The following is a 26,143-nucleotide window of genomic DNA, read 5'->3' as shown; positions in this document are numbered from 1 at the left end:
CGTTATAACACTCCAATCGGAATAAAGTGGCTGGTGTTCCCGGTGATCGGCCCTCCGGCCCGGCCTAGAAGGCCGCATGGCTTGCCGTTAATGACGAACATGCCCACCAGCAGATGGAACTCGCCTGCCGCGGTTTCAATGCGCGCGAGGTCGGCCCGCTTCTGGTACACGACCGGGAAGAGCGCGCTCGTATCGAAGCCGTCTTGGTCTTCGACCTCCAGCTGTCCGCTTTCGTCGAACATTTTGACCGAACCGCCTTCGCGGCCGAACATCGACTTGGACACGAAGTCCCCTTCGAAGACGGGCTTGTTATAGGTCGGAAGCAAATAGCGCCCGATGGTGTCCCGTTCTTCCGCGTCGAAGAGGAGACCCAACTCGTAGAGGCCCCATGCGGCGGCCTGAAGTCCTTTGGATTGCAGCAGAATGCTGTGCATGCCGTTGAACAGCTGCAGGTTGCCTTGCTCGATGGCGTAGGCGAGCGCTTCGCCTCCATCGTCATGGGCCATCCATTCTTTCGGATAGAGGGCGAACATGCGATGGATCGGCTGATCTTCGCTATTCTTCAAAATCCCATTATCGACCCACAGGTCCAAGCAGTCCGCGCAGTTCACCTGCAGGCCGCTGTGCTTCACCAAGGCTTCGATCGTTCCGGAGTCTTCGAGATGCGCTCCGTAAGCGACGCATGCAGCGGTGTCCGGCTGTTCGATCGACCACGCCGAGGCAACCTGATCCTTCATCGCTTCGTTAACCGTTGCGATTCCCGCTTGCCCGCAAAGCCATGGCGTCGCTATGGAAGCTTCCACATAGCCCGTCGGCGTATCGGCGTTGAGTTCGAGCATCTTGATCTTGCCGTCTGCCGAGATCGCATAGTCGAATCTGGCATATCGGCTGATCAGCCCTTCCGGAGGAATAGGCAATTGATCAAGCAAATCCCAATGAATGTCCGGGATGCCGAGCAAATGGTACAGATCGCGTCTTCCCAGGACGTACCGGGCGGTCTTGTCGAGAATGAGCCACAGCCGTTCCGACGCTTGGAAGAGCTCCTCGCAGGTTTCGCGGCGCATCCCGACGATCTGATCGAGCCAGTAGGCTTCGTCGTCCAGGTCGGCCCATGCGAACCCAAGCTCCCTCAGACGCGCTACTTTCTCGGCACGGTTATCGTCCGGGCGGCCGATCACTTGAAATACGTCCTCGGTCATCCTCCGAACCCTGACGACGACGCGTGCGAGCTCGATGAGGACGCATGCGAGCTCGAAGAGGACGAAGAGCTCATGCTGCTCGACTTGCCGCCGATTCCGCCGGGCTTCGAAGAGGTCGTGCGCCGCGTGATGCTGCCGGTCGTGTTCGAGGTTTTAGGCTTGATGGTCGAACCGGCCACGGGCTTATTCTGATAGACGCCCGCGGTACGCGTCCTTGGCTGATACGGTGCATTGCTTCCGTAATAGTAGGAGCGATGGGATGAAGACCACGATTGCGCGGAATACGGACCGCCGCTGTTGAACAAGAGATGGTAGAGCATCAGGTCATCCCAGCCGAAGCCGGAGGACGTCGTGTTAATGATCGTCGTGCCGCCTGACGTACCGCCGGAAGCGGCGCCTGCGCCTGAACCGGCTCCCTGGTCGAGCTCGCTCTGATCCAGCTCTTTCTCCGGAGGCAAGGGCAGATTCCAATCGACGGCCGGATCGTAGTAGGCTTTGACCGCCTCGTTCGACCATTCGACCAGCGTAGGCGATGCCGTCGTCGATGTCGTGCTCGCGGCATCGGGCGCCGCTTGCGAAGCATGCGGCATGAAGGCCACGTTCGCCAGCAGGGCGATCCCGAGCGAGGTCGAGAGAATGCGAAGGGGCTTCCCGTCGCTCGTGAACAGTTTGTTTCGTATCAAATCGTCCGGTTTATCCGGTTTGTCCGGGTGCATATCCAAACTCCCTTCCAGCTCAAGCGATTATTGGTCTTTGTTCATTTTCACGACAAGCAGCTCCAAGCTGCCGGAATCCACGTTCAATTTCCCTTCGATCGTCTGATATTCCTGGTTATTGACGCTGAGGTAATTCACGTGCTCGAGCGCCGTGATCATGACCGTGTCCCACTCCCGCTCGTCGATCGGGATTAAGGTGCCGTCCAGCGACTTCTCAATTAAAGCGACTTTCATAATGATGTCAATTCCCCTTTTTTGGTCGGATTGTCAATTATACGTGGCAATTGGAACCCTGTTTCAACTTCCTGCGCGCGACTCGTCCTTCTCAGGCTTCGACGGTCGTTCTCGCAACTCCTTCTTGACAGAGTTTCCAATCGCCCCCAGCACGCTGGCGCGCGCAGCCCCCTGGATCGCGACTAGAGAGAAATTCAAATAAAAAAACGCGCAGGATGCTTAGCTCCTGGCGTTTTTGCTCTTTGATCAGCATTGACTTGGTTTCATTTCACACGATCGTTTACGCTTGAATCTTCACTTTCGTCCCCGTCGGAATCGTGTCGTAGAGCCATTCCACGTCCTTGTTGTTCATCCTTATGCAGCCGCCACTGGCATAGCTGCCGATCGACGCAGGCGCGTTCGTCCCATGAATGCCGTATTTCGTGCCCTGCGTATTCGGAACGTTGAGTCCCAGCCAGCGGCTGCCGAGCGGATTGTTCGGATCCCCGCCGGGAATGCCTTTCGCCGAATACCACGGATTTTTGATTTTCGTCATAATCTCGAAGCTGCCGGTCGGCGTCAAGCCCGCCTTCCTCCCGCTGGCGATGTCGAAGCTCTTCAGGGCCTTCCCTCCGGCAAGCACGTTCAGCTTGTTGTGCGTGAGGTCGATCTCGATCGAGATTACCTTCGCGGGGCCAGCCGGGGCGACCGAGCCATTGCTAGGGCTGCTGCTCTGGGAGCTCGGGGCGCTCGCTTCGTCCGCGTAATACGGGTTCGGGATTTGCAGCGTCTGTCCGGCCTTGATCGATCCCGCCGCGTCTTTGATCCCATTCGATTGGGCGATGGCCTCCTGATAGTCCGCCGCCTTGAAATAACGGGCCGCCAGACTGAACAGCGTATCGCCCTTCAGCACCGTGTGCCGCAGCTCCCCGGCAGGCAGCGGAATGCGCAGCGCCACGCCCGCCTTCAGACCCGTATTCGGATCCGAGATCCCATTGTAATCCATTAGCGCCTTCATATACTGCGTACGGTTGAAGTACCGGTTAGTTACTCCATACAGCGTATCGCCCGTTTTGACCATATATTGGTCCAAGAGCAGCGGATTACGCAGCGTAAGGGAAGTCCCCGACTTCAGACCAACCTTCGGATTCCAACCGTTCGTCTTCGCGACCTGCTCATAATTGCCGGTTAGATAAAACTTCCTGGAGATGCTGTACATCGTCTCCCCGGGTTTGATACTGTACGAGACGCTAATGTAAGCTTCTCTCGCTTGATTCGCTTCTTGCGCGTTCGATCGGCCCGGCCCCCCGGCCACTGCCATTATCAATGCCATTACCATACAAAAGACCCACTTCGTCTGCCTGTTCAACGATGATCACACCTTCTGCCGAATTAAATGCGGCAGACAGGATTCGCCGCCCTTCGACGTAAATCCTCCTTGTTCGTCATCGACGGCTGTGAATTGAGGCGGTGGTAGGAACAGAAGGCAGATTTCCGTGCTGACGAGTTCTGGAGGGCGGGCGACTTCCTACCTACGCCTTGACCTCCTGCAGCTTTAAGTCGGGACTTCCACCCTAGACTCGTCGTACTCGCCAGGGACAACAAACAAAAGGCAAAGACTGCGATCGCAGCCTCTGCCTTTGCTTTGTATGCTGTTGCTTGAATAGGTTTGGTTATGCTTGGTTATGCCATTGCTTGGTTATGCCATTGCTTGGTTATGCAGTGTTCGGGTTATGCCGTTGCTTAGTTATAACGTTACTAATCGTGGCTTAAATTAAAGCGTCAGACCAAGCTGCAGCGTCACGTTCAGCATCCGCAGCAGCATGGCGGTCGATTCCGCGCGGGTCGCGCCTGCGTTCGGGGCAAACGTGCCGTTCGCGCTGCCGTTTACGATCCCGGCACCCGCTAATGCTTCAATAGCCTCCGCCGCCCAATGTCCGTTCACGTCGCTGAACGACGCCGATGCGGAGCCTTGGCCGAAAGCGATGACCTTCGCGAGCATAGCCGCGATCTCCGCCCGGGAGATCGCCTGATCCGGCTTGAAGGCGCCATTGCCGTAGCCAGCCGCAAGACCAGCCGCCTTCAAGGCGCTGATCGCATCGGCCGCCCAATGTCCCTCCGTGTCCGCAAAGCCGCCGCCGGCTGCGGACTCCAGACCGAGCGCGCGGACGAGCATGGCCGCGAATTCGGCGCGCGTGATGCCTCCGCTCGGGTCGAAGCTGCCATCCTCATAGCCCTTGACGATACCCATGCGGGCGGCGGCTTGAACGATATTGGCGCTCCAATCGTTCGCCTTCACATCTTTGAACGTAACCGGCGGTGATCCAGCGGCCGCTTGGAGCAGGTTAGCTTTCAAGACGCTTGCGTCCACCAAGCTATCCTTCAGCGTCGGCTTGTCTTGCGCCGGATTCGTGTCTGATCCGCCATTACCCGTTCCACCTGTGCCAGTGCCAGTACCGCCAGTCCCAGTACCTGTGGCTGTAATGGTAATCTGCACCGTTCCGGATACATTCGACCCGTCGCGGGCGGTCGCCTTCACGGTTACCGAACCGGCTGCCGTCGCCTGCAGCAACCCAGACGCTGAGATCGTCGCCGCGCCGGTGCCGTTCGTTACGGACCAGACGACGCTGTTATCCGACGCATTGGCCGGCAGTACCGCCGCGCTCAGCTGCAGCGTCCCGCCGTTAACGACGCTCGCTGCGCCGCCCGCAGCGGATACCGCAATGCTCTGTACCGGAGTAAGAGTCGGTACATAGACGGTCGATGAGGCACGATTTACCGTAATCGTATAAGTCTTAGTCGTCACGCCATCCTGCGCGGTTACGGCAAGCAGCAGCTTGTTGTTCCCTTCCGCCAAAGACACCGTCTTGGATTCTCCCGACGTATACGGCGAGCCGTTCAGCTTCGTCGTCACCGCGGACGATTCGTCGGTGACGACGGCCTTCAAATCGACGGAGGAGACTTCGTTCGCCACTTGGACGTTATAGTTCAGCACGCTCGGGTCGAATGCCGGCGAGAGCGTACCTTTGCTAAGCGTGATGCCGTTCAAGGTGGCGACGTCGATCAGCTTGCCGGCGATCAAGTCGTCCTTCACTTGATTAAAGTCCGCGACGATCTGGTGGGAATAATCCTCCGCGGCGTTCAGCATCACATTCTCTAGTTCGTCCCATTGCGGGGCAACGCGCGTGCTGAACGCGTCCTCGAAGCTGCCATCCAGCCCGCCGATCGGCGAATCCTGGTCGGAATAGGCATGCATGTACGCATATGCCTTCGCCGAGTCGATGACGTACTGCGTGAGCTCTGCTGCACTTGCAAACGTCTTCTTCGTGTAGTCGCCTTTATACGGCGAAATCTCGCGGATAAGATACTCGCGTTTCATGGCCTGCAAGGTACCCAGGAAGGCATCCGGATCGACGGCCATCGCCTGATAAGCCTGCATGGATAAGCCGGCATCTCGACGCTGCTGCTTCATGTCCAGCACGACATCGTCCGATCCGTCCGTCGTCGCGCCTTCGATCAACACGTTGTAGCGATCGGTGCCGATGCTGCCTTGGCCTTGATTAATGCGATGGACCACCGATTTGATCGTGAAATAATCCGTCAACTGTACGGGCGTGAGTGCATGCAGCGGACTTCTGGCATTGGCGCCGATTTGCTGTACGTAATCGCTCCAGCTGCCCTTCAGCGCGGCGATCTCCGCTTCGCTGGCATCCGCGTATTTGGACGTATCCGGCTTCGTTACCGTATCCTTGATCCATTTCGCGACCTGATCCGCCCTAGCCGCCGCGTAGGTCTTACCGCCAATGACGGCATTCATCGTAGCAGCCGTATACGTCTGGACCTTGTCCGTCGTCAGCTTGGCCGTCTTCTCGGAATCGTTGCCGACCGTGCTCAATACCGCATCCTTATAGGCGTCCAGGAACTGCTTCGCGGCCGCGCGAATCTCGGCGTCGGTCAGTCCGACGATGCCCGTCGTGTCTTTGTCGCTGCGCACCACGTACATGCTTGCGACGAATCGCAGCAGATCCGAGTAGAACGCATCGACGCCGGCGGAATCGTAATCGTTCAAGCCGAACACGGCCGTACCCGTGCTGTCGTTGAAGGAACCGACGTTTTGGATATGCGCGTCGCCCTGCGTGTACGTCTTCATGTCGGCGAACTTCGTCAGCGCGTCCGGCAGCGGAAGCACTTGCGAAGCTAGATCCGCCTGGTACACGGCCAGTGTGCCGCGCAGGAAAGTGAACGGATCATGCGCCAGCGCCTGCACGCTGTATTTGTACGCTTTCGTGATTGGGTCATTGAAGAATGTATTGTCCTGTTTCAGCGTGTTCTCGACGTATGCCTTGCGGACGTCGGACTGCACGGCATCCGTGCGGTGGCGAAGCAGCGAGATGCCCGTGATGGTCTCGGAATCGAGTACGCCCGCTTCCTGAACGGCGCCTCCTTTAATGACCACGGAGATCGGGGCATCGGCGAACACCGTCTTATGGGACGGATTCGTCACCGTGAAGATCACCCGATTGTTCGCCGTATCCGGCGCAGCCGTCACGACGAATTCGCTGGGCAAGCCTGTGACCGTATAGTCCGTGCCCGCAACATAAGGGACCGTGCCCGTATTCGTACGGACATGCGCGGTATCCGTCAATTGCACGGCGAACGTCCCTGTGCCGATCGTATCGTAACCGCTCATCGCTACGTTCGCCATGCCTGCGACGACCGATCCCGCGACCTTCGGCACGATGTCGAGGTGCTTCAGCGTCACGTTGATCGGCGCGGAGTTCACGGTCTCGCCGGTAACGGCGGCGCTGCTCTTCACGATGACCGAGAACACGACATCCGCGCTGACGGGCGATGCCGCCGTGCCGCTTAGCGTAAGCGCGATTCGATTATAAGCGGCGTCGGCCGCAGCCGTCGCGGTTAAGCCGGCCGGAAGATTGCCGATGATGAGATCGGCGGCCGTCAGAGCCGGATTGACCACCGAAATCGGCAGATTGATGAGGACGCCATTGTTCGCGGCATCGATCTCCGTCGCCGAGCTCATCGCGATGTTCGGCTTCGCTGCGTCAAGGCTGGCATAGACCTGCGCAGGGTACGACACGCTGTTCGTGCCTCTTGCTCCGGCCGGATTAGCGGGAGGCGCAGACGCGGAGCCCGATCCGATCAGCAGCCAGTCGTTCGCGTTGTTCCCCGTATTGAAGCCGTTGCCATACTCGGCATTCGATGAACCCGTCGTCGGATCGTCGGGATTAATGCCTTTACGGACCGCATAGTTGTACGGCTTCATGCTGCCGTCCGGCGCGAAGCCGCCGCTGGCCGAGCCGTAGGAGACGACGTCGGCAATGGCCGCGGCATTCGCGTCCTGGGCAGGGTCGGCATTCGTGAGCAGCGTCGCATTGGCGACGATGGCGAGCATGCCGTTATTTTTGATGAGATCGATCGTGCCGGTCGCATCCGCCGGAAAAACGTCGCTGGCTCCCGTTGCCGCCGGGGCGCAAGCCGGAGGCGTAGCCGTCGAGCCTTCCTTGATCAAGTAATAGCCATGCGGCTGAATCGTCGTCCCGCCCGGGCTCCCTAAGCTCGTAGACGTCCATCCGCCGCCGCTCGTATTCTGGAACTGAAGGCTGTAGCCGCTTACATCGATCATGTGGTTCGTCGGATTATATAGCTCGACGAAATCAGTCTTATAGAGATTGTAGTTCTTCACGTTGCTGCCCGTGCAGCTTGGCTCATTGCCCGACGTAAAGAAACGGCTGATCAACACGCCGCTCGCCGCACCCGCATCGGCCGCAGCCGTAAGCGGCGCAGCCGCGAAGCCGCCCAGCACCGAGCTCGTCGATAACGTCAGCAGACATAGGCCGGGAAGCCATTTGCCCGCCGTTCCTTTGCCTGATCCTGTGCTTGCAGCTGCTTTGCCCGCGCCCCCATTGCGCGCAGATCCATCGTACGCCAACCCGCTGGTTGCAGACGCTCCGTCTGCCGGCTTTTTGCTCTTCCCCATGTGAATGGAATCCTCCTCAAGCCTCACTTTTTTTGGACATTCATGTCCACTATTAAGTACATTAGCATAGAAAAGTAGGCTCAAAAGATAAGGTATTGTTAAGATGGGGAACGGTTCCCGCGGCCGTTATGCGGACAACTGCCTGCAGACGAAACAAGGCTGCCGAAGTCATCTTGCGATGACCTTGCGGCAGCCCTGCTGGGACTTATTGGTTGACATTTTTCCTTTTATGGATAGACATTTTGCCTCTTATTGATAGACATGTTGCCTCTTACTGATAGACATTTTGCCTCTTATGATAGTCATCTATTTCTCATTCATAGACGTCTTCATCTTATTACTAGAGATCTTGCCTCTTATTGTAGAACATCTTGCCTCTTATTGGCGGACGTCTTGCCTCTTATTTGAACACGGCTCTCATCTTCTCGGCATTGGCATTCCACACCGCTTCCACCTTCGCCATGCCCATCTTGTCGGTCTTCTCGACGAATTTCGCGTACAGATCCTCGACTTCCTCACCGCTCTTGGCCATCAAGAAGGTCGGGAACGCTTCGTTGAACTCCGTCTTCACCTTCTGCAGAATGGACGCTTCCTCCAGATCGGAGTCGGGCAGCAGGTTCAGCATGTAGAATTTCATGTTTTTGTGCGGCAGATACATGTCGAGCGCTTCCTTCTGCTCGGGGTTCTTGGCCATCTCCCCGCCCTGCAGCCAGTGATCGTAGAGATCGAGGTTGAACCAATAGCTGCCGACGCCCTCGTTGCCCCCGTAATTCGGATCTTCCTTCATCGCTTGCAGGAACTCGTCGGTCCGAACCGGCCGATCGCCGTCCATCTTCCAGTCCTTGCCCTCTTCGCCGAAGGTCGTCAGCTTCTCGCCTTCGTCCGACAGCATGTAGGACATGAACTTGATCGCCTCTTCCTTATGCGTGGAGGATTTGGATATCGACCAGCCGGTCCAGCCGATGCTGCCCTGCTGCAGGATGGTCGCATTGCCGAACAGCGGCGCGTAGACGTACTGGACGTCCTTGTTGTTCGGCGGGTGGTAATAGCCGTTGCCCACTTGATCGATCATAAAGAAGACCTTGCCCGATTCCTTCGCGGCCGTGCGCTGCTCGTCGGTCAGCGTCAGATCGGTCCGCGTGATGAGCCCGCTCGTATACAGCTTATTGAGCCATTTGAGCCCATCGACGTAGCTCGGCGCTTTGTACGTCGCTTGCAGCATGTCGTCCTTCTCGTAATATTTCTCGATGCCGAAGTTCGCGAGAAGGAATTGGTACCCGCCCGGCTGTCCGTCGAAATCGAATTTCGTATTGCCGATCATCAGCGGCATGACATCCGGATACTTCTCCTTCACCTGCATCAGCACGTTGTACAGATCCTCCGGCGTATCCATCTTCGGCTTGCCGAGCGCCTCGTAGATATCCTGGCGGACCAGAGGAGCCGGATTCCACGGCCCGACCGGAAGGAATTTATCCAGGTTGCTCGGTCTCATCTCGGCGTTGACGAACGCATAGTTCTTGCCGTCCGGAGCGGCGTTCATCTTCCAATAATCTTCGCCCATCCGCTCTCTCATCTCCGGCGCATACTTATCCATCAGAGGTCCCAGATCTTCGAAGACGCCGGCCGCGAGCGCCTTCTTGTAGGTCGGGTTCTGCGTGTCGTTGACGATAAAATCGGGCAAATCGCCGGAGGCCAGCATCAAGTTGAACTGTTGGTTATCGTCCGTCGTCGGCTTCGAAAATTTCAGCGTGACGCCCGTCTTGTCCTGCACGAGCTTGGAAATCCGGTTCGAACCCCATTCCGGATACGTGGCCCAGGAAATATTGTAGAACATCTCAAGCGTGGCCTGCTTCGGTCCCGCCGTCGCGCTTGCATTGCCGGCATCGTTCGATGCCGCCGTATTCGCCGGCTCCGAATTGCCGTCGTTGCCGGCGTTCGAACATCCGGTTGCCGCCGCAACCGCCAGCGTCATCAATGCGATGACGGTCATCAGTCTGCTCTTTGCGCTCTTTGTTCTAGGCACGACATAGCTCCTCCCGATAGTTGGTGCGGGATGATCCCGCATCTTGTTTGGACCCTTGTGGTTTCGACCCTTGTGGTTTCGACTCTTATTGTTCGACCCTTGTCGTTTCGACCCGCCTTACCGTTCCGTCACGTCGCCATTCGCATCCGTATCCCTATCCGCCCGGACATCCCTCCGTTTCAAAGTTGCTCCCGTCAGCCTTTCACGGCGCCCAGCATGATGCCTTTCGTGAAATATTTGGTGATGAACGGGTAAATGGCGACAATCGGCCCGATCGCGATCATCATCGTCGCAAACCGAATCGATTCCAGCGTATACGCGGCGGATTCGTTCGTCACGCCGAGCTGCGCCTTCAGCTTCTCCTGGCCGGCGGCCAGCGCGATGATCTCGAACAAGATCAGCTGCAGCGTCTTCAGATGCTGGTCGGTCGTGAAGAATTGCGAATCGAACCAGGAATTCCACTGTCCGATGCCGTTGAACAGCGCGATCGTGGCAAGAATCGGCGTGGACAGCCGGAGCACGATTTTGAAGAACACGTAGGCTTCGCTCGCGCCGTCGATACGGGCGGATTCCTTAAGGGAGACCGGGATGCTCTTGAAGAAAGCGATGAAGAGGATGGCATTGAAGAAGCCAAGCAGGTTCGGCACGATGAACACGGTGAAGGTATCGAGCATGTGCAGGTATTTCAGCACGAAATAGAACGGAATCAGGCCGCCGCTGAAATACATCGTGATGATGCCCATGACCATATAAAATTTCCGGAACATCAGATTTTCCTTGGACAGTCCGTAGGCGACGGCCGCCGTGAACATGACGCTCGTCAACGTGCCGACAATCGTCCTGGCGACGGTAACGAGCAGGGCGTTTCCGAGATGATTGTTCTTGAACGCCATCTCGTAGTTCGCCAGCGTAAACGCGCGGGGGAAGAAATAAATGCCGCCGAGATTCGAGTCGTGTCCGTTGTTGAAGGACATGACCAGGCAGTAATAGAACGGATACAGCGTCACGATGATGACGCAGGTCATGAACAGATAGAGGGCGGTGTCCGCGCTCTTCTCTCTGAAGCTCTTCTTCATGGTTCGTCCCTCGCTTAGTTAGAAAATAGCGTCGTCGTTGATTTTGCGGACCGTCCAGTTGGCCACGTAGATCAGGATCATGCTGATCACCGCGAGCAGCAGTCCCGCCGCCGCCGAGAACGAGAACCTGCCCAGCTGCAGGCCCATTCGGAGGATGTACGTATCGAGCACGTCGGAGACGCCCATATTGAGCGTGTTTCCCATGATGTAGGCTTGATTGAAGTTCGAGCTGCCGAGCCCGCCCGCGAGCAGGCTTCCGATGCCGAGGATGAGGACGACGACGATCGTGTCCTTGATCATCGGAATGGTGATTTTGTAGATGCGCTGCAGCCGGCTTGCACCGTCGACGATCGAGGCTTCATACACTTCGTGGTCGACGCCGGCGATGGCCGCCAGGAAGATGATCGCGCCGAAGCCGGTCGCTTTCCACACATCCGACAGCAGCGCGATGGCCACGTAATAGCCTTCATAGGACAGGAACGGGATGGCTTCCTTGATCAAGCCGAGCTTGATCAGAATCGGATTGAGCACGCCGTCGGAGGCACCGCTGACGAAGATCGTGATCATTCCGCCCGCGATGACCCAAGAGATGAAGTTGGGCAGGTAGCTGGACGTCTGCACGAATTTCTTGAAGAAATTGTCCTTCAGCTCGTTCAGCAGCAGCGCGAAGATCAGCGGACAGAAGAAGCCGAGCACGAACTTCAGCGAGCTTAAGACGACCGTATTGCGTGCGGCCCGCCAGAACGCGTCGTCGCTGAACAAATCCTTGAAGTGGTACAAGCCGACGAACGAGCTGTGCACGAACCCTTTGGCCGGATTGAAATTCTGAAACGCCATGACGATGCCGAACATCGGCAGGTAACAAAAGACGAGCAGGAACACGCCGCCCATAATGGCCAGGGACTGAAAGAACAATTCCTTCCGGAACCGTCTCATTCCGCTGCGAATCCGTCCCTTCTTCGCCGTATACTCCGTTTCCATCTGCAGCCTCCAATCCTGATGACAGCGCTCTCAATTCGCGTTGTCTTCTCTTGCCTTCATCATAGCCTGCGCGGGCAGCAGCCCGGACTCTACCTTTTTGCGAAGTACTATCTTATTTTTGGCCGGACGTGTGACCCTTGTACTCCAACGGCGTCATCCCCGTCAAATCCTTGAATACGCGGAAAAAATAATTGTAGCTGTTGAAGCCGACCTCGCCGACGATATCCTTGATCCGCAGCGCATCCCGGTCGATGAGCGCTTTCGCTTTGTCCACTCTCACCTTGTTCAAATATTCAACGAAACCGATGCCGTACTCATCCTTGAACAGATGGCTGAGGTAGGAAGCATTGACGCCTGCCGCTGCTGCAGCATCCTGAAGGGAGATGTTCCGTTTGTAATGCTGATGCACGTATTGGATCGCTTTCAGGCAGATGGGATTGTCCTTCTTGCCGACGGGATGCGCGCCCAGCTTGGCGAACAAGCTGTCGTACACGCCGAGCAGCCACTCCCGGATGTCCGAGATCGTATCGAATTGCTGCGGTTTATTGTACGGCACGTCTTCGCTCGAATAGAGCTCGTCGATGCCGATGCCGTGTTCTCTCGCCGCTCGGTTGACGATATTAATCAAGTCCGCGCATACGAGCTGGATGGACTTGAAGGTGCTCTTGCCGGCAGCCATCCGATGGAACAGACGCTCGATGAAGGCCGCCGCGGCCTCGTCTTCCTTCGCCCGAATCAGCTTCAGCAGCTCTTTCTCTTCCTGAATGCCCAAGCTGAATACGGCCGCTTCCTTCTGCGCTTTGTCCGCGTCCCGCCAGTACACCGTGTTTTTGCCATCGTAGAACTTATCCCGCAGCAGCTGCTGCGCTTCCACGCAATAGCGTCCTATATCCACAATGTCCGGGCATTTTCTGCTGATCGAGAAGCAGGCGGTCAGATTGAGCTGCCTCCCCATGCTTTGCCTGATCATGCCGATCGCTTCGGACAGCTGATTGTACATGTACAGCTCGCTGTGCATCTGTCCCAAGGAGACGAATATGATGAATCTCCCTGCATCCAGCTGGTCGACCGTGCACTTGGCGAAGCCCTCCGCCGCCTTTCTGGCGATGTCCGTGAAAGCCTCTGACAGCGAAGCGAGCTCCGGCTCCGAATACTTGTCCCGAAGCAGCGCAAAGTCGTCGAGCTCGGCGACGATGACCACGATGTGCTTCATATCCAAGCTGATTTGCAGTGAAGCTATCGTCTGCTCGATCTCTTCCCGGCTGTCGATAGTCCCGCTGGCGAGACGCTTGATGAAGGCCCGCACCGCGATCGTTCGCCCGATCGTCAAATGCGCCTCGTTCCGCTGCCGGTCGAACGAATCCCGCCGTTCCCGGTTGATGGAGTCGCGCGCTTGATTCAGAATCGCGAGCAGCGTTCCCGCGTCCAGGCGATGCTTCAGCAGATAATCCACCACGCCGGACTTCAAGCTGTTCCGCACGTATTCGAAATCGTCGTACCCGCTCAGAGCAATAAGCTTCATCTCCGGGCGATGCCGCGTGACCCAGCCGATGAACGCTACGCCGTCCATGATCGGCATGTTCATATCCGTAATGACGATATCCGGCCCGGATTCCTCCACCAGCTTGATCGCAGCCGAACCGTTCGCGGCCTCGCCGCAGAGGACGAAGCCTTCCCGAGGCCAGTCGATCAGCTCCCGAAGATTCGCGCGCGCCGACATATCGTCATCCACCAGCAATACTTTCAGCATGGCGTTACGCTCCTTCCTTGTTCTCGAGTATCGGAACGATCACTTCGACGGTCGTATAGAGCTCCGGGACGCTTGTGACGGTGATGCCGTAGCCCTCGCCGAAGAACAGCTTGATCCGCTCATTCACGCTGCGAATGCCCATCCCCTGACTTTCCTTGCGGCTAACGGCGGGACCATCGCCATGCATAAGCTCCGCCAGCCGTTCCTCAGCGATGCCGATTCCGTCATCCGTAACCGTGATGCGCAGCTGTCCGTCTTCCCTGCGGCCTTTGATCATAATCACGCCTTGTCCGCTCTTCTCGCCGATGCCATGAATCAGGCTGTTCTCGACGAGTGGCTGCAGCAGGAACTTCAGGATCCGGCAATCCAGCGCCTCCGGCTCCACTTCGATATAGAGCTCGAACCGGTCGGTGTAGCGGTACTTCTGAATGTTCGCATAATGCGTCAAATATTCGATTTCCTCGCGGAGCGTGATCAGGTCGCTGCCTTTGCCCATGCCGACATGCAGGATTTGGATGAGGGAGACGACCAAATGGTCGATATTGTGCGCCTTCTGCTTCTGCGCCAGCCACCGCACCGTGTTCAGCGTATTGGATAGAAAATGCGGATTGATTTGGGCCTGCAGCGCCTTCAGCTCCGCCAGCCGCTTCTGGTCCTCCTGGCGTTTGACGTTCTGCAAGAGATTGTCGATCTCGCCTACCATCCGATCGAAATTCCCGGTTACCACGGCCAGCTCGTCCTTGTACCGGTTATCGCTTATGATGCTGCTGTCGAAATTGCCTTCCTTGGCGGCGTTCATCGCTTTGACCAGCTTCTTGAGCGGGTTGTAGATGCTTCGGGAGATCAAGGAGGACAAGTAAATCGATGACGCGAAGCAGATGGTCATGATGATCGCGATGTTGTAGCCGATCTTGCGCGATTCCGCGTTCAGGTAGGCATAGGGAAGCATGCTGACGAGATACCAGTCCGTTCGGTCGATCGGCGCGTAGACGGCCAGCGTGTTCCGTCCCTCCAGCTTGGTACTGAAGGCACGTTCTAGTGAAGCGCTTTCATTTTGTCTGATGCTTTGCCCCAGTTCCTTCACGTTGGCGGACGATTCGTCCGATTGGCTCACGATTACCTTTCCTTCGGCACTCGTCACGAACACGTTCGAATCCTGACCGATATCGATATTGGCGAAGGCATTGGACAGATACGTATCCTTCATGGCCACGATCAGCGTAGCGACCGGTTTACCGGTAATGAGCGAATTGATCGCCCGGATGAGCAGAATGCTGCCCTTCTCTTCCTTGAAAGGCGGCAGCATCCACACGACGGCTCCCTTATGCGCGACCGCGATTTGACGCAATGGGGAGAAATGCTCCTCGAGACTGGCTTGGTAATGGTCGCCGATGCTTTCCGTCGAGGCGAGTCCGTTGAAGACATCGCCGCTCTCGTCGACGATTTCCACCAGCTGCACGTCCTGCATGATCGCGAATTTGTCGCCTAGATACTCCTTGATTTCGTATTTGAGCTTCACCGTATCCTCATCCGTCTGCTTGTTGTACGATTGGATGTTATCCTGGACCATCTTGGACAGGTACACCTCGTCGGCGGCCGCTTCGATCTTCTCCATCTTGACGCGAAGGTTCTTGGACACCTCGTTCATCATTTGAATCAAATAGGTTTCCGTCTTGGCATCCATCGCATGGCTCGATTTGGAATAGGCGATGAATCCGGTCAATGAGAGGGGCAACAGGGACAGCAGCACGAAAGAGAGGATCAATCGGTTGGGGATGCTGGTATTCCGTAGAAAGTTGTTGATCTGCCTTTCGAAAGAGCGAATGGGCTTCATCGTGACCTCCTTGCTCGGTAGTGGTTGCATAGGTTACTAATTCGCCGGACTGACTGGATCTCCCTTGAGGGCAAAGAGGTTCCACGGTACTCGACTCGACGGTCATGTGCGACAAAAAAAGCCCCGCCATGAAAGTCATGTAGGGGGCGGGCGCTTAATGGCTGTTCTTTCGTTCTGTTATTACGAACTGCTATCTCGTTCTGTTATTTCGTTCTGCTATTTCGCTCTGCTATTTCGTTCTGTTATTTCGAGATTAGCTCTCTCAGAGGAAGCATTGACGCGTCAGGCACATAATATTTGAACGGATTCGAATCGATGACGCCTAGCAGCTGTTTTTGGTACGGATTCGCCTTCTCCAGCAGCTCGGGCGACGCATGGCGGTAATCGATCGGACGCATCCAGATCGGGCTGTAGCCCAGGAAGAGCTGGCGTCTCGTATGCGAGGAATGGTTGGGCGCCGCCGAATGCCACAGGTTCTGGGCGAAAATAAAGACGTCTCCCGGCCGGCCGCAAATTTGCACCTCGCCGTCGAGCTTCTGCCTCGTGTCCGGGCACTCCGGCTGGTACGGCCGGTTGTGAGAGCCCGGGATGACCTTTGTATTGCCGCGATCCGGCTCCGACATGTCGCTTAGAATATAGCACGCTTTAATATAATACAGCCCCGTCACCCCTCCAAGGGAAGGGAACTGCGGGTGCGGTCCGTCCTGATGCCAATTAATGAAGCTTTGCGTCGTCGTATCCAGGTCCCGGGGATTCGGTTTGCGGATCGTCAGGTGGGAGATGTGAAGCTGGATATTGTGGCTCAGCAAGCGAACGATCAGCGGGAGTACCGCCGGTTCGTCCATCAGCGCCGCAATCTCCTCATGCCGCTCGACGCTGTTATACAGATTATAGGCCAGCGCCTCGGGCTCCTTGGCAATCAGTTCATCCACGACCCGATTCAGCCGCTCCACGCGCTCCTGCGGCAAAACGCCGCGCAAGAGCAAGTAACCGTCCCGTTCGAATTGCTCGGCATACGCCGCCATTTCCAGCTGATCCATTGTAAAACTCCCCCTCGATTGATTTCGCAGGCTTGACTCGCGAAGTGATTTATACAATATTTAATTTATAGGGTTTGGATTTGATTTGAAATACACAATCTTACAAGAATCGTTATACAAAATTTACGACGATTGCGGTGATGGATAATGATCGAGGCATGGGAGCTGGCTGCGCAGGTGCATCATCACTTCTTCAAGGAGAAGGCGGATCGCTTCATGCTGGAGCATTCGCTCTATTCGGATTGGGTCATGTTCATCGTGGAGGACGGAAGCTTCGAATTCGAATGCGATGGAACGAAGGGGATTGCCGCGAACGGGGATTTCGTGCTGTTTCCGGCGGGCTTCGAGATCTACCGGAAGGCGCTGACGCCGTTGTCCTTCCACTTTTTCGTCCTCGATTGGGCGAATTCGGCCGCGGAAGCGGAGGAAGCGTACAGCCGGATTCCGAGAGGAAAGTTTCGGCTTCAAGACGCGGCACGATTGCAGTCGACGCTTGCTCAGCTCAGGGCCGTCTCCGAAAAGACGGATCCGCTGTCGGTTGCGCGAAGGAATCATCTGTTCCAAGACTTGTGGCTGTCCTATTGGACCAATGAAACCGACATGGAGCCGAATTCCGGAGATCCGCTCATGAACGAGAGCCTGCGGCGCATCAGGCAGCAGGCTCTCGGCAAATTCAGTCTGAAAACGATCGCGGACGAGCTGCTGCTGAGTCCTTCGCAATTCACGCAGAAATTCACGAAGCAATTCGGCAAGAACCCGATGGACTACGTCACGGAGCTGCGACTGCAGCAAGCGCAAAGGCTGCTAAGGGATACCGCCTTGCCGCTGTCCGCCATCGCGGCCCGCTGCGGCTACGAGAACGAATACTATTTCAGCCGGATTTTCAAGCAGAAGATGGCGATTGCCCCTTCGAGGTACCGCAAGGCTTTTCGGATATAAGACGCACGAACGATTAACGCCGGGCGGTTCGATCCCGATAGGCCCAATGATTCGTCGGACCATGGCCATGGCCCAGCTCCAGGGAGTCCTCGATGGCGGCTTGGATGAACGTTTTGGCAAGGGGCAGCGCTTCGAGTACGGAGCGCCCTTTGGCGAGCTCCGCCGTAATGGCCGCCGCAAACGTGCAGCCGGTGCCGTGCGTATGGCGCGTCTCTCGGCGTTCGCTGCTGAATTCATGGAAATCCCGACCGTCGAACAGCAGATCCACGACCACCGCGGCGCCCAAGGGATCATGACCGCCTTTCATCACGACATGCTTCGCGCCATAAGCGGCGAGCTTCCTGGCCGCTTCCTTCCGATCCTCCAAGCTGAGAATCTTCATCCCCGTCAGCAGCTCGGCTTCCGGAATGTTCGGCGTGACGACCCAGGCGAGCGGTAGCAGCGATTCCTTGAGCGCCCGGATCGACTCCTCCAGCAGCAGCACGGCCCCGCCTTTGGCAATCATGACCGGATCGACGACGACCTTCTGCCAGTTATATTGGCGGAGCTTCTCCGCCACGCAGACAATGATCTCGCTGCTGAACAGCATGCCGGTCTTCACCGCATCCGCCCCGAGATCCTCCCCGATTGCGTCGATCTGCTGCCCGACCGCTTCGACCGTCAAGGGGTAAATCCCCTGCACGCCCAGCGTGTTCTGCGCGGTTACCGCCGTTATCGCCGACATTCCGAATACGCGCAGCTCCTGAAAGGTTTTCAGGTCGGCCTGAATGCCGGCCCCTCCCCCGCTGTCCGATCCTGCCACCGTTAACGCCCGTGCGACTTTCTGCTGAATGCTCATGTTTGGACCCACTTTCCGTTATGATAATGAACGACAAAAAAGCGCCCCACCTGCAAAACGCAGGCAAGGCGCACGATTATAATGTACGCAAACAACTGTACCCTTCCTACGATGGCATTACCCAACAGGTTAAACGGTCTACGGCAGATTAGCCGTACTCTCAGCCTGCTTCCGCAAGCTCCCGCGTCTATTCAATTACGGTAAGTGTAGTCCAGGAGGTTGGTAAAAGCAAGGATATTCATGAGGGCAACCGGAGGTTGGGCCATTTTCCGCCGCCGCTCGCCCCAAATCCCCGCACCCCATATATAAACATGTTCATCCCCCGCTTGAAATAAGATACAGTAGGAGCATTCATTGCGAGGGGAGAAATTCCATGCCGTATCCCATGTATCCCTATATCGGTTGGAAGCAGCAGTGCGCCAACGTCCCGGTCGTCTTCCCGGCGCAGCATCAGAATCGGCATCCGGGGTTCGAGTACCTCATGCAACCTCGTCCGTTATCGGAGAATCCTGCGTATATCGGCAGCGGGAAACTAAAGAATAAAGTGGCGATTATTACGGGCGGGGACAGCGGAATCGGACGGGCGGTCGCGATCGCTTTTGCAAAGGAAGGCGCCGATCTGGTCATTGCCTATCTGGATGAACATCAGGATGCGTCCGAGACGAAGCAAATGATTCACCGTCTAGGCCGTCAGTGCCTGATCATGGCTGCGGATTTGAGGCAGGAAGAGAACTGCCATGCCGTCGTGGAGGCGGCGATTCAGACCTATGGACGATTGGATATTCTGGTCAACAATCATGGCGTGCAGTTTCATCAGAAAAGCATCATGGATATTACGAAAGAGCAGCTGATGAACACGTTCCATACGAATATTATCTCGTTCTTCGATATGACCAAAGCCGCTTTGCCGCATCTTCGCCCAGGCAGCTCCATCATCCACACCACTTCGGATACCGCCTTCTCAGGCATGGGCAGGATGATTGATTATACGGCGACCAAAGGGGCCATCGTCTCCTTCACCCGCTCGCTGTCCCTCTCGCTTGCCGATCAAGGAATCCGCGTGAACGCGGTCGCGCCCGGGCCGACTTGGACGCCGTTAATCCCATCCGCCTTTACCGCGGAAGAAGTCGCCACATTCGGAACGGACGTCCCCTTGAGACGCCCGGGACAACCGTTTGAATTGGCACCGGCGTACGTGCTCCTGGCCTCCGATGATGCTTCCTACATATCCGGTCAAATTATGTTCGTCAATGGCGGGTCTATCGTGACTTGATCGATTTGAATAGCCAAGGGGTGAACGGGCGTGTTTGCAATCACATTGGCTATCGCGAAACAAACAATTGCTTGCGATTACGGAACGGATGGCACGGTAAACGGGGCTCGCCTGCGATATCGCGACTGTCAATGAAGGAGTCAACATCATCGCTTTTCACCGCATGGACAATGTCTGAATTGCGATATCCACGTCTCCATGAGCAAGGCATGGACGAGTGCAGCCCTGCCGATGTCGATCGAGACCCTTGAGCGACTCGCGCTCCCCGCGGGCGATGCGTGTGGGATCAACACTGCAACATGGGAAAATCACCATCGTAGGCGGCGGCATCGGCGTCAGCGGAGGAACGAAGATACAAGATATCTAGGTAGCCAACGCTGTCGTTCAAGCCTTTGCGAGCATGCGGGAAAGCAGCGCTTTAACGGTCGTGTATGCGCGCATTGGTTCGGCTGATTATATCCGTTCGATAACGTTGACCCCTCCGTACAGGATTCCGCCGAAACTTCCATAATAATTGCTAGTATCGCTTTTCTTTTCGCGATTTTACGATCGCATTCGCCATGTTCATAAAGCTAGCGACGTCGTCTCTTACACTCCTATGATCCTTAATCAGCTGCAGCTCTTTAAGAGCTTCGTCCTTCGACTTGGCTGCGAGATCGTTTACGTACTTCTTCACGAGCTCGGCCTTCGTGTTTCTCGAGGCGGTCAACATGACCTTACGGGTTACGAAGTTTTGCAGTTCTTTCACCGTTCTGAACGTGTCCTTGGCTAGAAGCAACCTTTGAATCTTACAAAGCAGTTCCTGGTGCTCAGGATCACGATCTATATCACACGCAAAACCCGTCGCTGCACCTGCTCCCGCAGCCGTTCCCCTAAGACGCTTGCTGCTTCTGGTCTCGGCTACGCCATCGAGCTCTCGAAGCAATTGAACGATTCCAACCAGATACGGGTCCGAGCCCCCCTTAAGCACGGCAGCAACCTGCTCGAATTCCTTGTCGTCATACCGCACCTTCAACTTCAGCAAATCAAGCAGCAGCTCTTTGGATCGGTTCGTCATGCCAACCCCACGCTCCGCAAAAACTCGTCTCCGACCGCATAAAATTCCTCCATGGTCTTGCCGGGTACCCTGCTCTCTTTGAACATCGGAATACCGTCGCGAATGCCGTTCACATACGCTTTGGATTCCCTGACCTCGTGGTCGAACACGCGCCAGCCGTGCTCTTCGGCGAACGCCAGCACTTCTCGCTTGGAGATGCGGTTCTCGGGAATGTCTCCGGATTCCACGTTGTTGAAAATAATGCCGGACACCGTAATCTTGTACTCGCCTTCGTTGTCCTCGTTGAATTCGTCGATGCTGCCCTTGAGCAGCGGCAATCCGATAATCGCCAGCTTCTCGGGCTTTACGGGAATCATCAGCGAATCGCTGGCCAAGTAGCTAGCTGTCGATAGGATGGAGTCCGTCGGCGGACAATCGATTAGGATCAAATCGTAATCGCCTTTGACCTTCGCTAGAAACCGGCGCAGCTTATGCTCTTTCGCCGTCGGATTTTTTAGCGTTTTGGCTAGCTCCGCCCTGGCCGGAAGCAGATGAAGAAGACTGCCGTCCGTCCATTGCTCGACGGCCTGGATAAGATCCGGCGTCACGCTGCCGGAATGCTCGAAGATGTCGACGATCGACTGCCTCGAACTTTCCAGAAACGCCCGATAACCGTCGCCGCCCATCATGATTTGCGTGAGATTCGATTGGGGGTCGAGGTCGACGACCAATACCTTGCGCAATTTTTTGTAAGCCACATACCAGGATAAGTTATAGGTAAGTGTGGTCTTGCCGACTCCGCCTTTCATATTGAGCATCGAGACAACTACGGACACTCTACCCTCTCCTTTGACCTATGAATGAGCAACGTTCCACGCGTTCCTTCGTCTTGCATCTTCCATGATACGTATGGATGATTCTGCATATGCTTCGTCGTTCTGCTGAATCCTATAACGAATCAACGGCCTCGAGCCAAAATCGAACAAAAAGTGAACAATTAAGATCCACTAGGATATGTTATAATTCCTTTGTTTTGGGGTGAAGGCACCCGCTTTGCTCGAATTCCGCATTTTAGAAACCTACAGAAGCTGGTGATTCCATGTTTCAACTGAAGTGGTTATGGCACAATCTAACAGGCGATCGATTCCGTTACGTTCTCGCGTTATGTCTATCGGTCGTAGGCTCTTCGCTCACCATCATCAACCCGTACATCGGGCAGCGCATCGTCGATACGTTCATCACAGGCGACGACGCGGCAAGCCATCTCGTGGACGAGCGCGGGCTGCTCATCGGTCTTTGCCTCGGGATCGTCGGCTTCTCGCTCCTGCGAACGGGGCTCGCGTATTTCACGACGATGTTATACGAACGGGCCTCGCAGAACATGCTCTTCCGCGTCCGGATTTATTTGTACAACAAGATCCAGGGGCAGGACATGCGATATTACGACCGCAACCGGACCGGGGACCTCATGACCAAAATGACCGGCGACCTCGAAATGGTGCGGCATTCGCTCGCATGGATCATCAAGACGATCATCGAATCGCTGACGGTGTTCGCTGCGGCGGTCGGTTACTTCTTCTTCATCGACGTCGAAATGACGCTATGGCTGCTGATTCTGTCGCCGCCGATCTTTATCGTCGCCTTCCTGTTCGCAAGACGCGTCCGGCCGATGTACGTCGACCTTCGGGAGCGCCTGTCGCAGCTCAATACGGCTACGCAGGAGAATATCGCGGGCAACCGCGTGGTGAAAGCTTTCGCGCGCGAAGAACACGAGATTCAGAAGTTCACGGACAAGAACGTGAACTACGCCCAGGCGAATAAAGCTGCCGCGATGGTCTGGCTCGATTATTTCCCTTATCTCGAAACCTTCGCACAGGCATTCAACGTCATCCTGATGGTGGCGGGCGGTCTGTTCGTTATGGATGGACGCATCACGTTCGGGGAATTCTCCGCTTTCTCCGCGCTGATCTGGGGCTTATCCAACCCGATGCGCAGCATCGGCATCATTATCAACGATATTCAGCGCTTCTTCGCGAGCTTGAACAAAATCATCGACGTCTACTATGCGCATCCGGACATCGTGAACGAGCACAATCCGATCGTGAAGCGCCGCTATGAAGGCCGCATCCGCTTCGAGAACGTCAGCTTCAAATACGAAAGCGCGACGGTTCTGGAGGGCATCAGCTTCGAGGTGCAGCCTGGCGAGACAGTTGCCATCATGGGCGCGACGGGTGCCGGCAAAACGACACTCATCAACCTCATTCCGCGCTTCTATGATGCAACGAAGGGACGCGTCCTGATCGACGGCACCGACGTGCGCAAGCTGGAGCTGGACGAGCTCCGCGGCAATATCGGCGTGGCGACGCAGGATGTGCTCCTGTTCTCCGACACGATCGACGGCAACATCGCCTACAGCAATCCCGACATACCGGAAGAAGATGTCACAAAGTTCGCCAAGCTCGCGGCCGCGGATGATTTTATCCGTAAAATGCCCCAGGGCTACGACACCGTCGTCGGCGAACGCGGCGTCGGACTCTCCGGCGGGCAGAAGCAGCGGATCGCGCTGGCCCGCGCCATGGCCGTGCAGCCGCCGATCCTCATTCTCGACGACACGACTTCCGCCGTCGACAACGAGACGGAAGAACATATTCAACGGAGCTTGCGCGAACTCGACTATTCATGCACCAAAATCATCATCGCCCAGCGCGTGTCCACGACGGCGGAAGCCGATCGGATCCTCATTCTCGACCAGGGCCGCGTCATCGAAGAAGGCACCCACGCCGAGCTTCTCGCGAAGCGCGGTTACTATTACGACGTATTCATGCTGCAGAACGTAGGCATCGGAAGGCAGGCGACGGCAGTTGGCCAGGAATAAATTCGACATCGACGAGAACTTGGAAGCCCCCTTCGACATTCGGCATTTCAAGCGAGCGATGGTCTATATCAGGAAACAGAAGAAGCCGATGATCATCGCACTTATCCTCAGCGCACTATCCGCGGGCATCGGATTATCCGCCCCGCTCATCCTGCAGCATGTCGTGGACGTGACGATCCCCGCCAAAGACAAAGAAGGCCTCATAGGCTGGTCCGCGCTGATGCTCGGGACTATCGTCGTCAGCGTCGTTCTCGCCACCATCCGCTCGCGTATGATGACGCGTGTCGGGCAGGATATAATTTTCGATATTCGGACGGATCTATTCAAGCATCTGCAGAAGCTGCCGTTCCAATATTACGACGACCGGCCGCAGGGCAAGATCCTCATCCGGGTCGTCAACTACGTCAACTCCGTGTCCGACGTGCTGTCGAACGGGATCATCAATTTCATTCTCGAGATCCTAAACTTGGTGTTCATCGCCATCTTCATGTTCGCCGTCAACGTACAGCTGTCGTTCGTCATACTCGGTGGGCTTCCCATCTTCCTCGGGATCATGCTGCTCCTTAAGACGAAGCAGCGCCGGGCATGGCAGGCAGTATCGAATAAAAGTTCCAACATGAATGCGTATACGCAGGAGAGCATCAGCGGCATACGCGTGACGCAGATCTTCACGCGGGAGCAACATAACGAAGGCATCTTCACTCGTCTGGCGGCCAATTACCGCTATGAGTGGATGCGCACGATGTACTTGAACTACCTTGTCCCTTTCACGGTCGATAACCTATCGACGATCGTGGGGACGGCCATCTATCTCATCGGCCTCCTGGCACTAGGACCGGAAGAGGTGACCTTCGGCGTCATTCTCGCCATGGGCGGTTATGCCGCGCGGTTCTGGCAGCCGATTCTCAACCTATCTAACATCTATAACAGCTTTATCAACGCCGTCGCGTATCTAGAACGAATCTTCGAGACGCTCGACGAGCCAGTGACTGTGAGCGACAAACCGAAGGCCATCGGGCTGCCGCCGATCCAAGGACGCGTCACGTTCGACGATGTGACGTTCGCCTACGACCCTGGCGTCAACATTCTCGAGCACCTGAGCTTCGACGTCAAGCCGGGCGAGAGCATCGCCCTAGTGGGACCGACGGGTGCCGGCAAAACGACGGTCGTCAACCTGATCTCGCGCTTTTACAACATTACAGGCGGCAAGCTCATGATCGACGGCCATGATATCGCCGACGTGAAGCTGCAGTCGCTGCGCAGCCAGATGGGGATTATGCTGCAGGACAGTTTCATCTTCTCCGGAACAATCCTGGATAACATCCGCTACGGCAAGCTCGATGCCACCGAAGATGAAATCATCGCCGCCGCCAAAACCGTCTGCGCCGACGACTTCATCCGCGAGTTCGAGCAAGGTTACTTGACCGAGGTCAACGAGCGCGGCTCGAAGCTGTCCCAAGGCCAGCGGCAGCTCATCTCGTTCGCCCGCACGCTGCTCGCAGACCCGCGCATCCTCGTCCTCGACGAGGCGACGTCTTCCATCGACGCGCAGACCGAGCGCCTGCTCCAGAAAGGCCTGAACGAGCTGCTCAAAGGCCGCACCTCGTTCATCATCGCCCACCGTCTCTCGACGGTGAAGAACTGCGACCGCATCATGTACGTCGCGGACCGCGGCATCGCCGAATCCGGCTCGCATGACCAGCTGATGGCGCTGCGCGGGCGGTACTATAAGCTGTATACGGCGCAGAAGATGGATGCTGTATAGAATGTCCTGGACACACGAACAAGCCCCCGATCGAAGTTTGATCGGGGGCTTGTTTTTTATTGGCGGTTCTACCGTCAGAGAACCTATGGATGAACCACAAAAAATTCGCTCCCCAGTTGTCTTCAACTCAATATTCAGAGTTAAATAAGGTCCAGTACCGAAATCGGGGCAAGATTGCTTGGTAGGACAATTGTTAAAGATTAGTTATAAGAAATCCTGCCATGTCATGGTCGGCTTAATAGATGGCAAAACTGAAATGCCCGCTGGAATTCGAGGACAAGTAGTAAGGGCAGCTTCAATCACATTGGTTAGAAGTAGCACAGGCTCTAAGGTGCTCATGGATCTTACGTTTCTTAATCTAATCTCTAAGCTAGAGAAAAACAAAAAAACACCCACAAGCGTGGATGATTTCAGAATTACACATTGAAAACTGGATACGAACCTTTGCGAAAGGTTTACTTAGCTGACATTACCGCTGCTTCCGAAGTTTGCACTCCGTAAGCTTTTAGGATAAGCCCTCGACCGATTAGTATTCGTCAGCTCCACGCATTGCTGCGCTTCCACCTCGAACCTATCAACCTCGTCGT

The 26,143-nt window shown here is 56.1% G+C and carries 18 protein-coding genes and 1 rRNA gene; 4 read left to right on the top strand and 15 right to left on the bottom strand.

The window, feature by feature from the left end:
• Nucleotides 1-2 precede the first annotated feature (2 nt).
• From AC0YNU_RS23175 to AC0YNU_RS23125, 11 genes are all read right to left on the bottom strand, one after another.
• Entirely contained in the window at nucleotides 3-1,199 is a 1,197-nt protein-coding gene (locus AC0YNU_RS23175; RefSeq protein WP_475761058.1) for a glutathionylspermidine synthase family protein, read from the bottom strand.
• The gene (locus tag AC0YNU_RS23170; protein WP_475761057.1) at nucleotides 1,196-1,915 is read right to left on the bottom strand and encodes a hypothetical protein; all 720 of its coding nucleotides are present in this window, start codon (nucleotides 1,913-1,915) and stop codon (nucleotides 1,196-1,198) included. Before AC0YNU_RS23170 ends, AC0YNU_RS23175 begins: the two co-directional genes overlap by 4 nt.
• Nucleotides 1,916-1,942: 27 nt before the next feature.
• Nucleotides 1,943-2,149 carry a hypothetical protein gene (locus AC0YNU_RS23165; protein WP_475761056.1) on the bottom strand — a complete coding sequence of 69 codons (207 nt, stop codon included), beginning with the start codon at nucleotides 2,147-2,149 and terminating at the stop codon, nucleotides 1,943-1,945.
• Nucleotides 2,150-2,429: 280 nt separating this feature from the next.
• Nucleotides 2,430-3,467, bottom strand: coding sequence for a L,D-transpeptidase family protein (locus AC0YNU_RS23160; RefSeq protein ID WP_475761055.1), 1,038 nt, complete (start codon nucleotides 3,465-3,467; stop codon nucleotides 2,430-2,432).
• Nucleotides 3,468-3,902: 435 nt separating this feature from the next.
• Nucleotides 3,903-8,126, bottom strand: a complete 4,224-nt coding sequence (locus AC0YNU_RS23155; protein WP_475761054.1) for a DUF2252 family protein — start codon at nucleotides 8,124-8,126, stop codon at nucleotides 3,903-3,905.
• Between the two features lie 400 nt (nucleotides 8,127-8,526).
• Nucleotides 8,527-10,149, bottom strand: a complete 1,623-nt coding sequence (locus AC0YNU_RS23150) for an extracellular solute-binding protein (RefSeq protein ID WP_475761053.1) — start codon at nucleotides 10,147-10,149, stop codon at nucleotides 8,527-8,529.
• 194 nt (nucleotides 10,150-10,343) lie between these two features.
• Entirely contained in the window at nucleotides 10,344-11,225 is an 882-nt protein-coding gene (locus tag AC0YNU_RS23145) for a carbohydrate ABC transporter permease (RefSeq protein ID WP_475761052.1), read from the bottom strand.
• Nucleotides 11,226-11,243: 18 nt separating this feature from the next.
• A complete protein-coding gene (locus tag AC0YNU_RS23140; protein ID WP_475761051.1) occupies nucleotides 11,244-12,206 on the bottom strand; it encodes an ABC transporter permease in 963 nt (320 codons plus the stop codon).
• Nucleotides 12,207-12,318: 112 nt separating this feature from the next.
• Complete coding sequence (locus tag AC0YNU_RS23135) at nucleotides 12,319-13,956, bottom strand: response regulator transcription factor (protein ID WP_475761050.1); 1,638 nt, start codon at nucleotides 13,954-13,956, stop codon at nucleotides 12,319-12,321.
• Nucleotides 13,957-13,960: 4 nt separating this feature from the next.
• A complete protein-coding gene (locus AC0YNU_RS23130) occupies nucleotides 13,961-15,790 on the bottom strand; it encodes a cache domain-containing sensor histidine kinase (RefSeq protein ID WP_475761049.1) in 1,830 nt (609 codons plus the stop codon).
• Between the two features lie 242 nt (nucleotides 15,791-16,032).
• Nucleotides 16,033-16,830: a phytanoyl-CoA dioxygenase family protein gene (locus AC0YNU_RS23125; RefSeq protein ID WP_475761048.1), complete on the bottom strand. Its 798-nt coding sequence runs from the start codon at nucleotides 16,828-16,830 to the stop codon at nucleotides 16,033-16,035.
• Between the two features lie 147 nt (nucleotides 16,831-16,977).
• Here AC0YNU_RS23125 and AC0YNU_RS23120 point away from each other — a divergent pair, with 147 nt between their 5' ends.
• Nucleotides 16,978-17,769 (top strand): helix-turn-helix domain-containing protein, encoded by a 792-nt coding sequence (locus AC0YNU_RS23120; protein ID WP_475761047.1) that lies wholly within the window; start codon nucleotides 16,978-16,980, stop codon nucleotides 17,767-17,769.
• A 13-nt stretch (nucleotides 17,770-17,782) separates the two neighbouring features.
• Here AC0YNU_RS23120 and thiD read toward each other — a convergent pair whose 3' ends face one another.
• A complete protein-coding gene (thiD, locus tag AC0YNU_RS23115) occupies nucleotides 17,783-18,607 on the bottom strand; it encodes a bifunctional hydroxymethylpyrimidine kinase/phosphomethylpyrimidine kinase (RefSeq protein WP_475761046.1) in 825 nt (274 codons plus the stop codon).
• 373 nt (nucleotides 18,608-18,980) lie between these two features.
• Between thiD and AC0YNU_RS23110 the strand changes: the two genes are divergently transcribed.
• Entirely contained in the window at nucleotides 18,981-19,880 is a 900-nt protein-coding gene (locus AC0YNU_RS23110) for an SDR family oxidoreductase (protein WP_475761045.1), read from the top strand.
• A gap of 517 nt (nucleotides 19,881-20,397) precedes the next feature.
• On the opposite strand, the gene AC0YNU_RS23105 is transcribed toward AC0YNU_RS23110, so the two are convergent.
• A complete protein-coding gene (locus tag AC0YNU_RS23105; protein WP_475761044.1) occupies nucleotides 20,398-20,937 on the bottom strand; it encodes a hypothetical protein in 540 nt (179 codons plus the stop codon).
• The gene (locus tag AC0YNU_RS23100) at nucleotides 20,934-21,752 is read right to left on the bottom strand and encodes a ParA family protein (protein WP_475761043.1); all 819 of its coding nucleotides are present in this window, start codon (nucleotides 21,750-21,752) and stop codon (nucleotides 20,934-20,936) included. Before AC0YNU_RS23100 ends, AC0YNU_RS23105 begins: the two co-directional genes overlap by 4 nt.
• Nucleotides 21,753-22,015: 263 nt before the next feature.
• Between AC0YNU_RS23100 and AC0YNU_RS23095 the strand changes: the two genes are divergently transcribed.
• On the top strand, nucleotides 22,016-23,791 hold the full coding sequence (locus AC0YNU_RS23095) for an ABC transporter ATP-binding protein (RefSeq protein WP_475761042.1): 1,776 nt from the start codon (nucleotides 22,016-22,018) through the stop codon (nucleotides 23,789-23,791).
• A complete protein-coding gene (locus tag AC0YNU_RS23090) occupies nucleotides 23,778-25,556 on the top strand; it encodes an ABC transporter ATP-binding protein (protein ID WP_475761041.1) in 1,779 nt (592 codons plus the stop codon). Before AC0YNU_RS23095 ends, AC0YNU_RS23090 begins: the two co-directional genes overlap by 14 nt.
• A 506-nt stretch (nucleotides 25,557-26,062) precedes the next feature.
• Here the strand turns inward: AC0YNU_RS23090 and AC0YNU_RS23085 are convergent.
• A 23S ribosomal RNA gene (locus tag AC0YNU_RS23085) occupies nucleotides 26,063-26,143 on the bottom strand; the annotation flags it as partial.

The sequence above is a fragment of the Paenibacillus sp. J31P316 genome (assembly GCF_056269105.1).
The sequence above is the reverse complement of the archived record's forward strand: the minus strand, read 5'-3'. Positions and strand labels throughout refer to the sequence as shown.

Coding starts and splice junctions, on each gene's coding strand:
- AC0YNU_RS23140 (WP_475761051.1), bottom strand. CDS start 12,206: ATGGAAACGGAGTATACGGCGAAGAAGGGACGGATTCGCAGCGGAATG.
- AC0YNU_RS23125 (WP_475761048.1), bottom strand. CDS start 16,830: ATGGATCAGCTGGAAATGGCGGCGTATGCCGAGCAATTCGAACGGGAC.
- AC0YNU_RS23165 (WP_475761056.1), bottom strand. CDS start 2,149: ATGAAAGTCGCTTTAATTGAGAAGTCGCTGGACGGCACCTTAATCCCG.
- AC0YNU_RS23095 (WP_475761042.1), top strand. CDS start 22,016: ATGTTTCAACTGAAGTGGTTATGGCACAATCTAACAGGCGATCGATTC.
- AC0YNU_RS23160 (WP_475761055.1), bottom strand. CDS start 3,467: ATGGTAATGGCATTGATAATGGCAGTGGCCGGGGGGCCGGGCCGATCG.
- AC0YNU_RS23105 (WP_475761044.1), bottom strand. CDS start 20,937: ATGACGAACCGATCCAAAGAGCTGCTGCTTGATTTGCTGAAGTTGAAG.
- AC0YNU_RS23170 (WP_475761057.1), bottom strand. CDS start 1,915: ATGCACCCGGACAAACCGGATAAACCGGACGATTTGATACGAAACAAA.
- AC0YNU_RS23145 (WP_475761052.1), bottom strand. CDS start 11,225: ATGAAGAAGAGCTTCAGAGAGAAGAGCGCGGACACCGCCCTCTATCTG.
- thiD (WP_475761046.1), bottom strand. CDS start 18,607: ATGAGCATTCAGCAGAAAGTCGCACGGGCGTTAACGGTGGCAGGATCG.
- AC0YNU_RS23155 (WP_475761054.1), bottom strand. CDS start 8,126: ATGGGGAAGAGCAAAAAGCCGGCAGACGGAGCGTCTGCAACCAGCGGG.
- AC0YNU_RS23175 (WP_475761058.1), bottom strand. CDS start 1,199: ATGACCGAGGACGTATTTCAAGTGATCGGCCGCCCGGACGATAACCGT.
- AC0YNU_RS23130 (WP_475761049.1), bottom strand. CDS start 15,790: ATGAAGCCCATTCGCTCTTTCGAAAGGCAGATCAACAACTTTCTACGG.
- AC0YNU_RS23135 (WP_475761050.1), bottom strand. CDS start 13,956: ATGCTGAAAGTATTGCTGGTGGATGACGATATGTCGGCGCGCGCGAAT.
- AC0YNU_RS23120 (WP_475761047.1), top strand. CDS start 16,978: ATGATCGAGGCATGGGAGCTGGCTGCGCAGGTGCATCATCACTTCTTC.
- AC0YNU_RS23110 (WP_475761045.1), top strand. CDS start 18,981: ATGCCGTATCCCATGTATCCCTATATCGGTTGGAAGCAGCAGTGCGCC.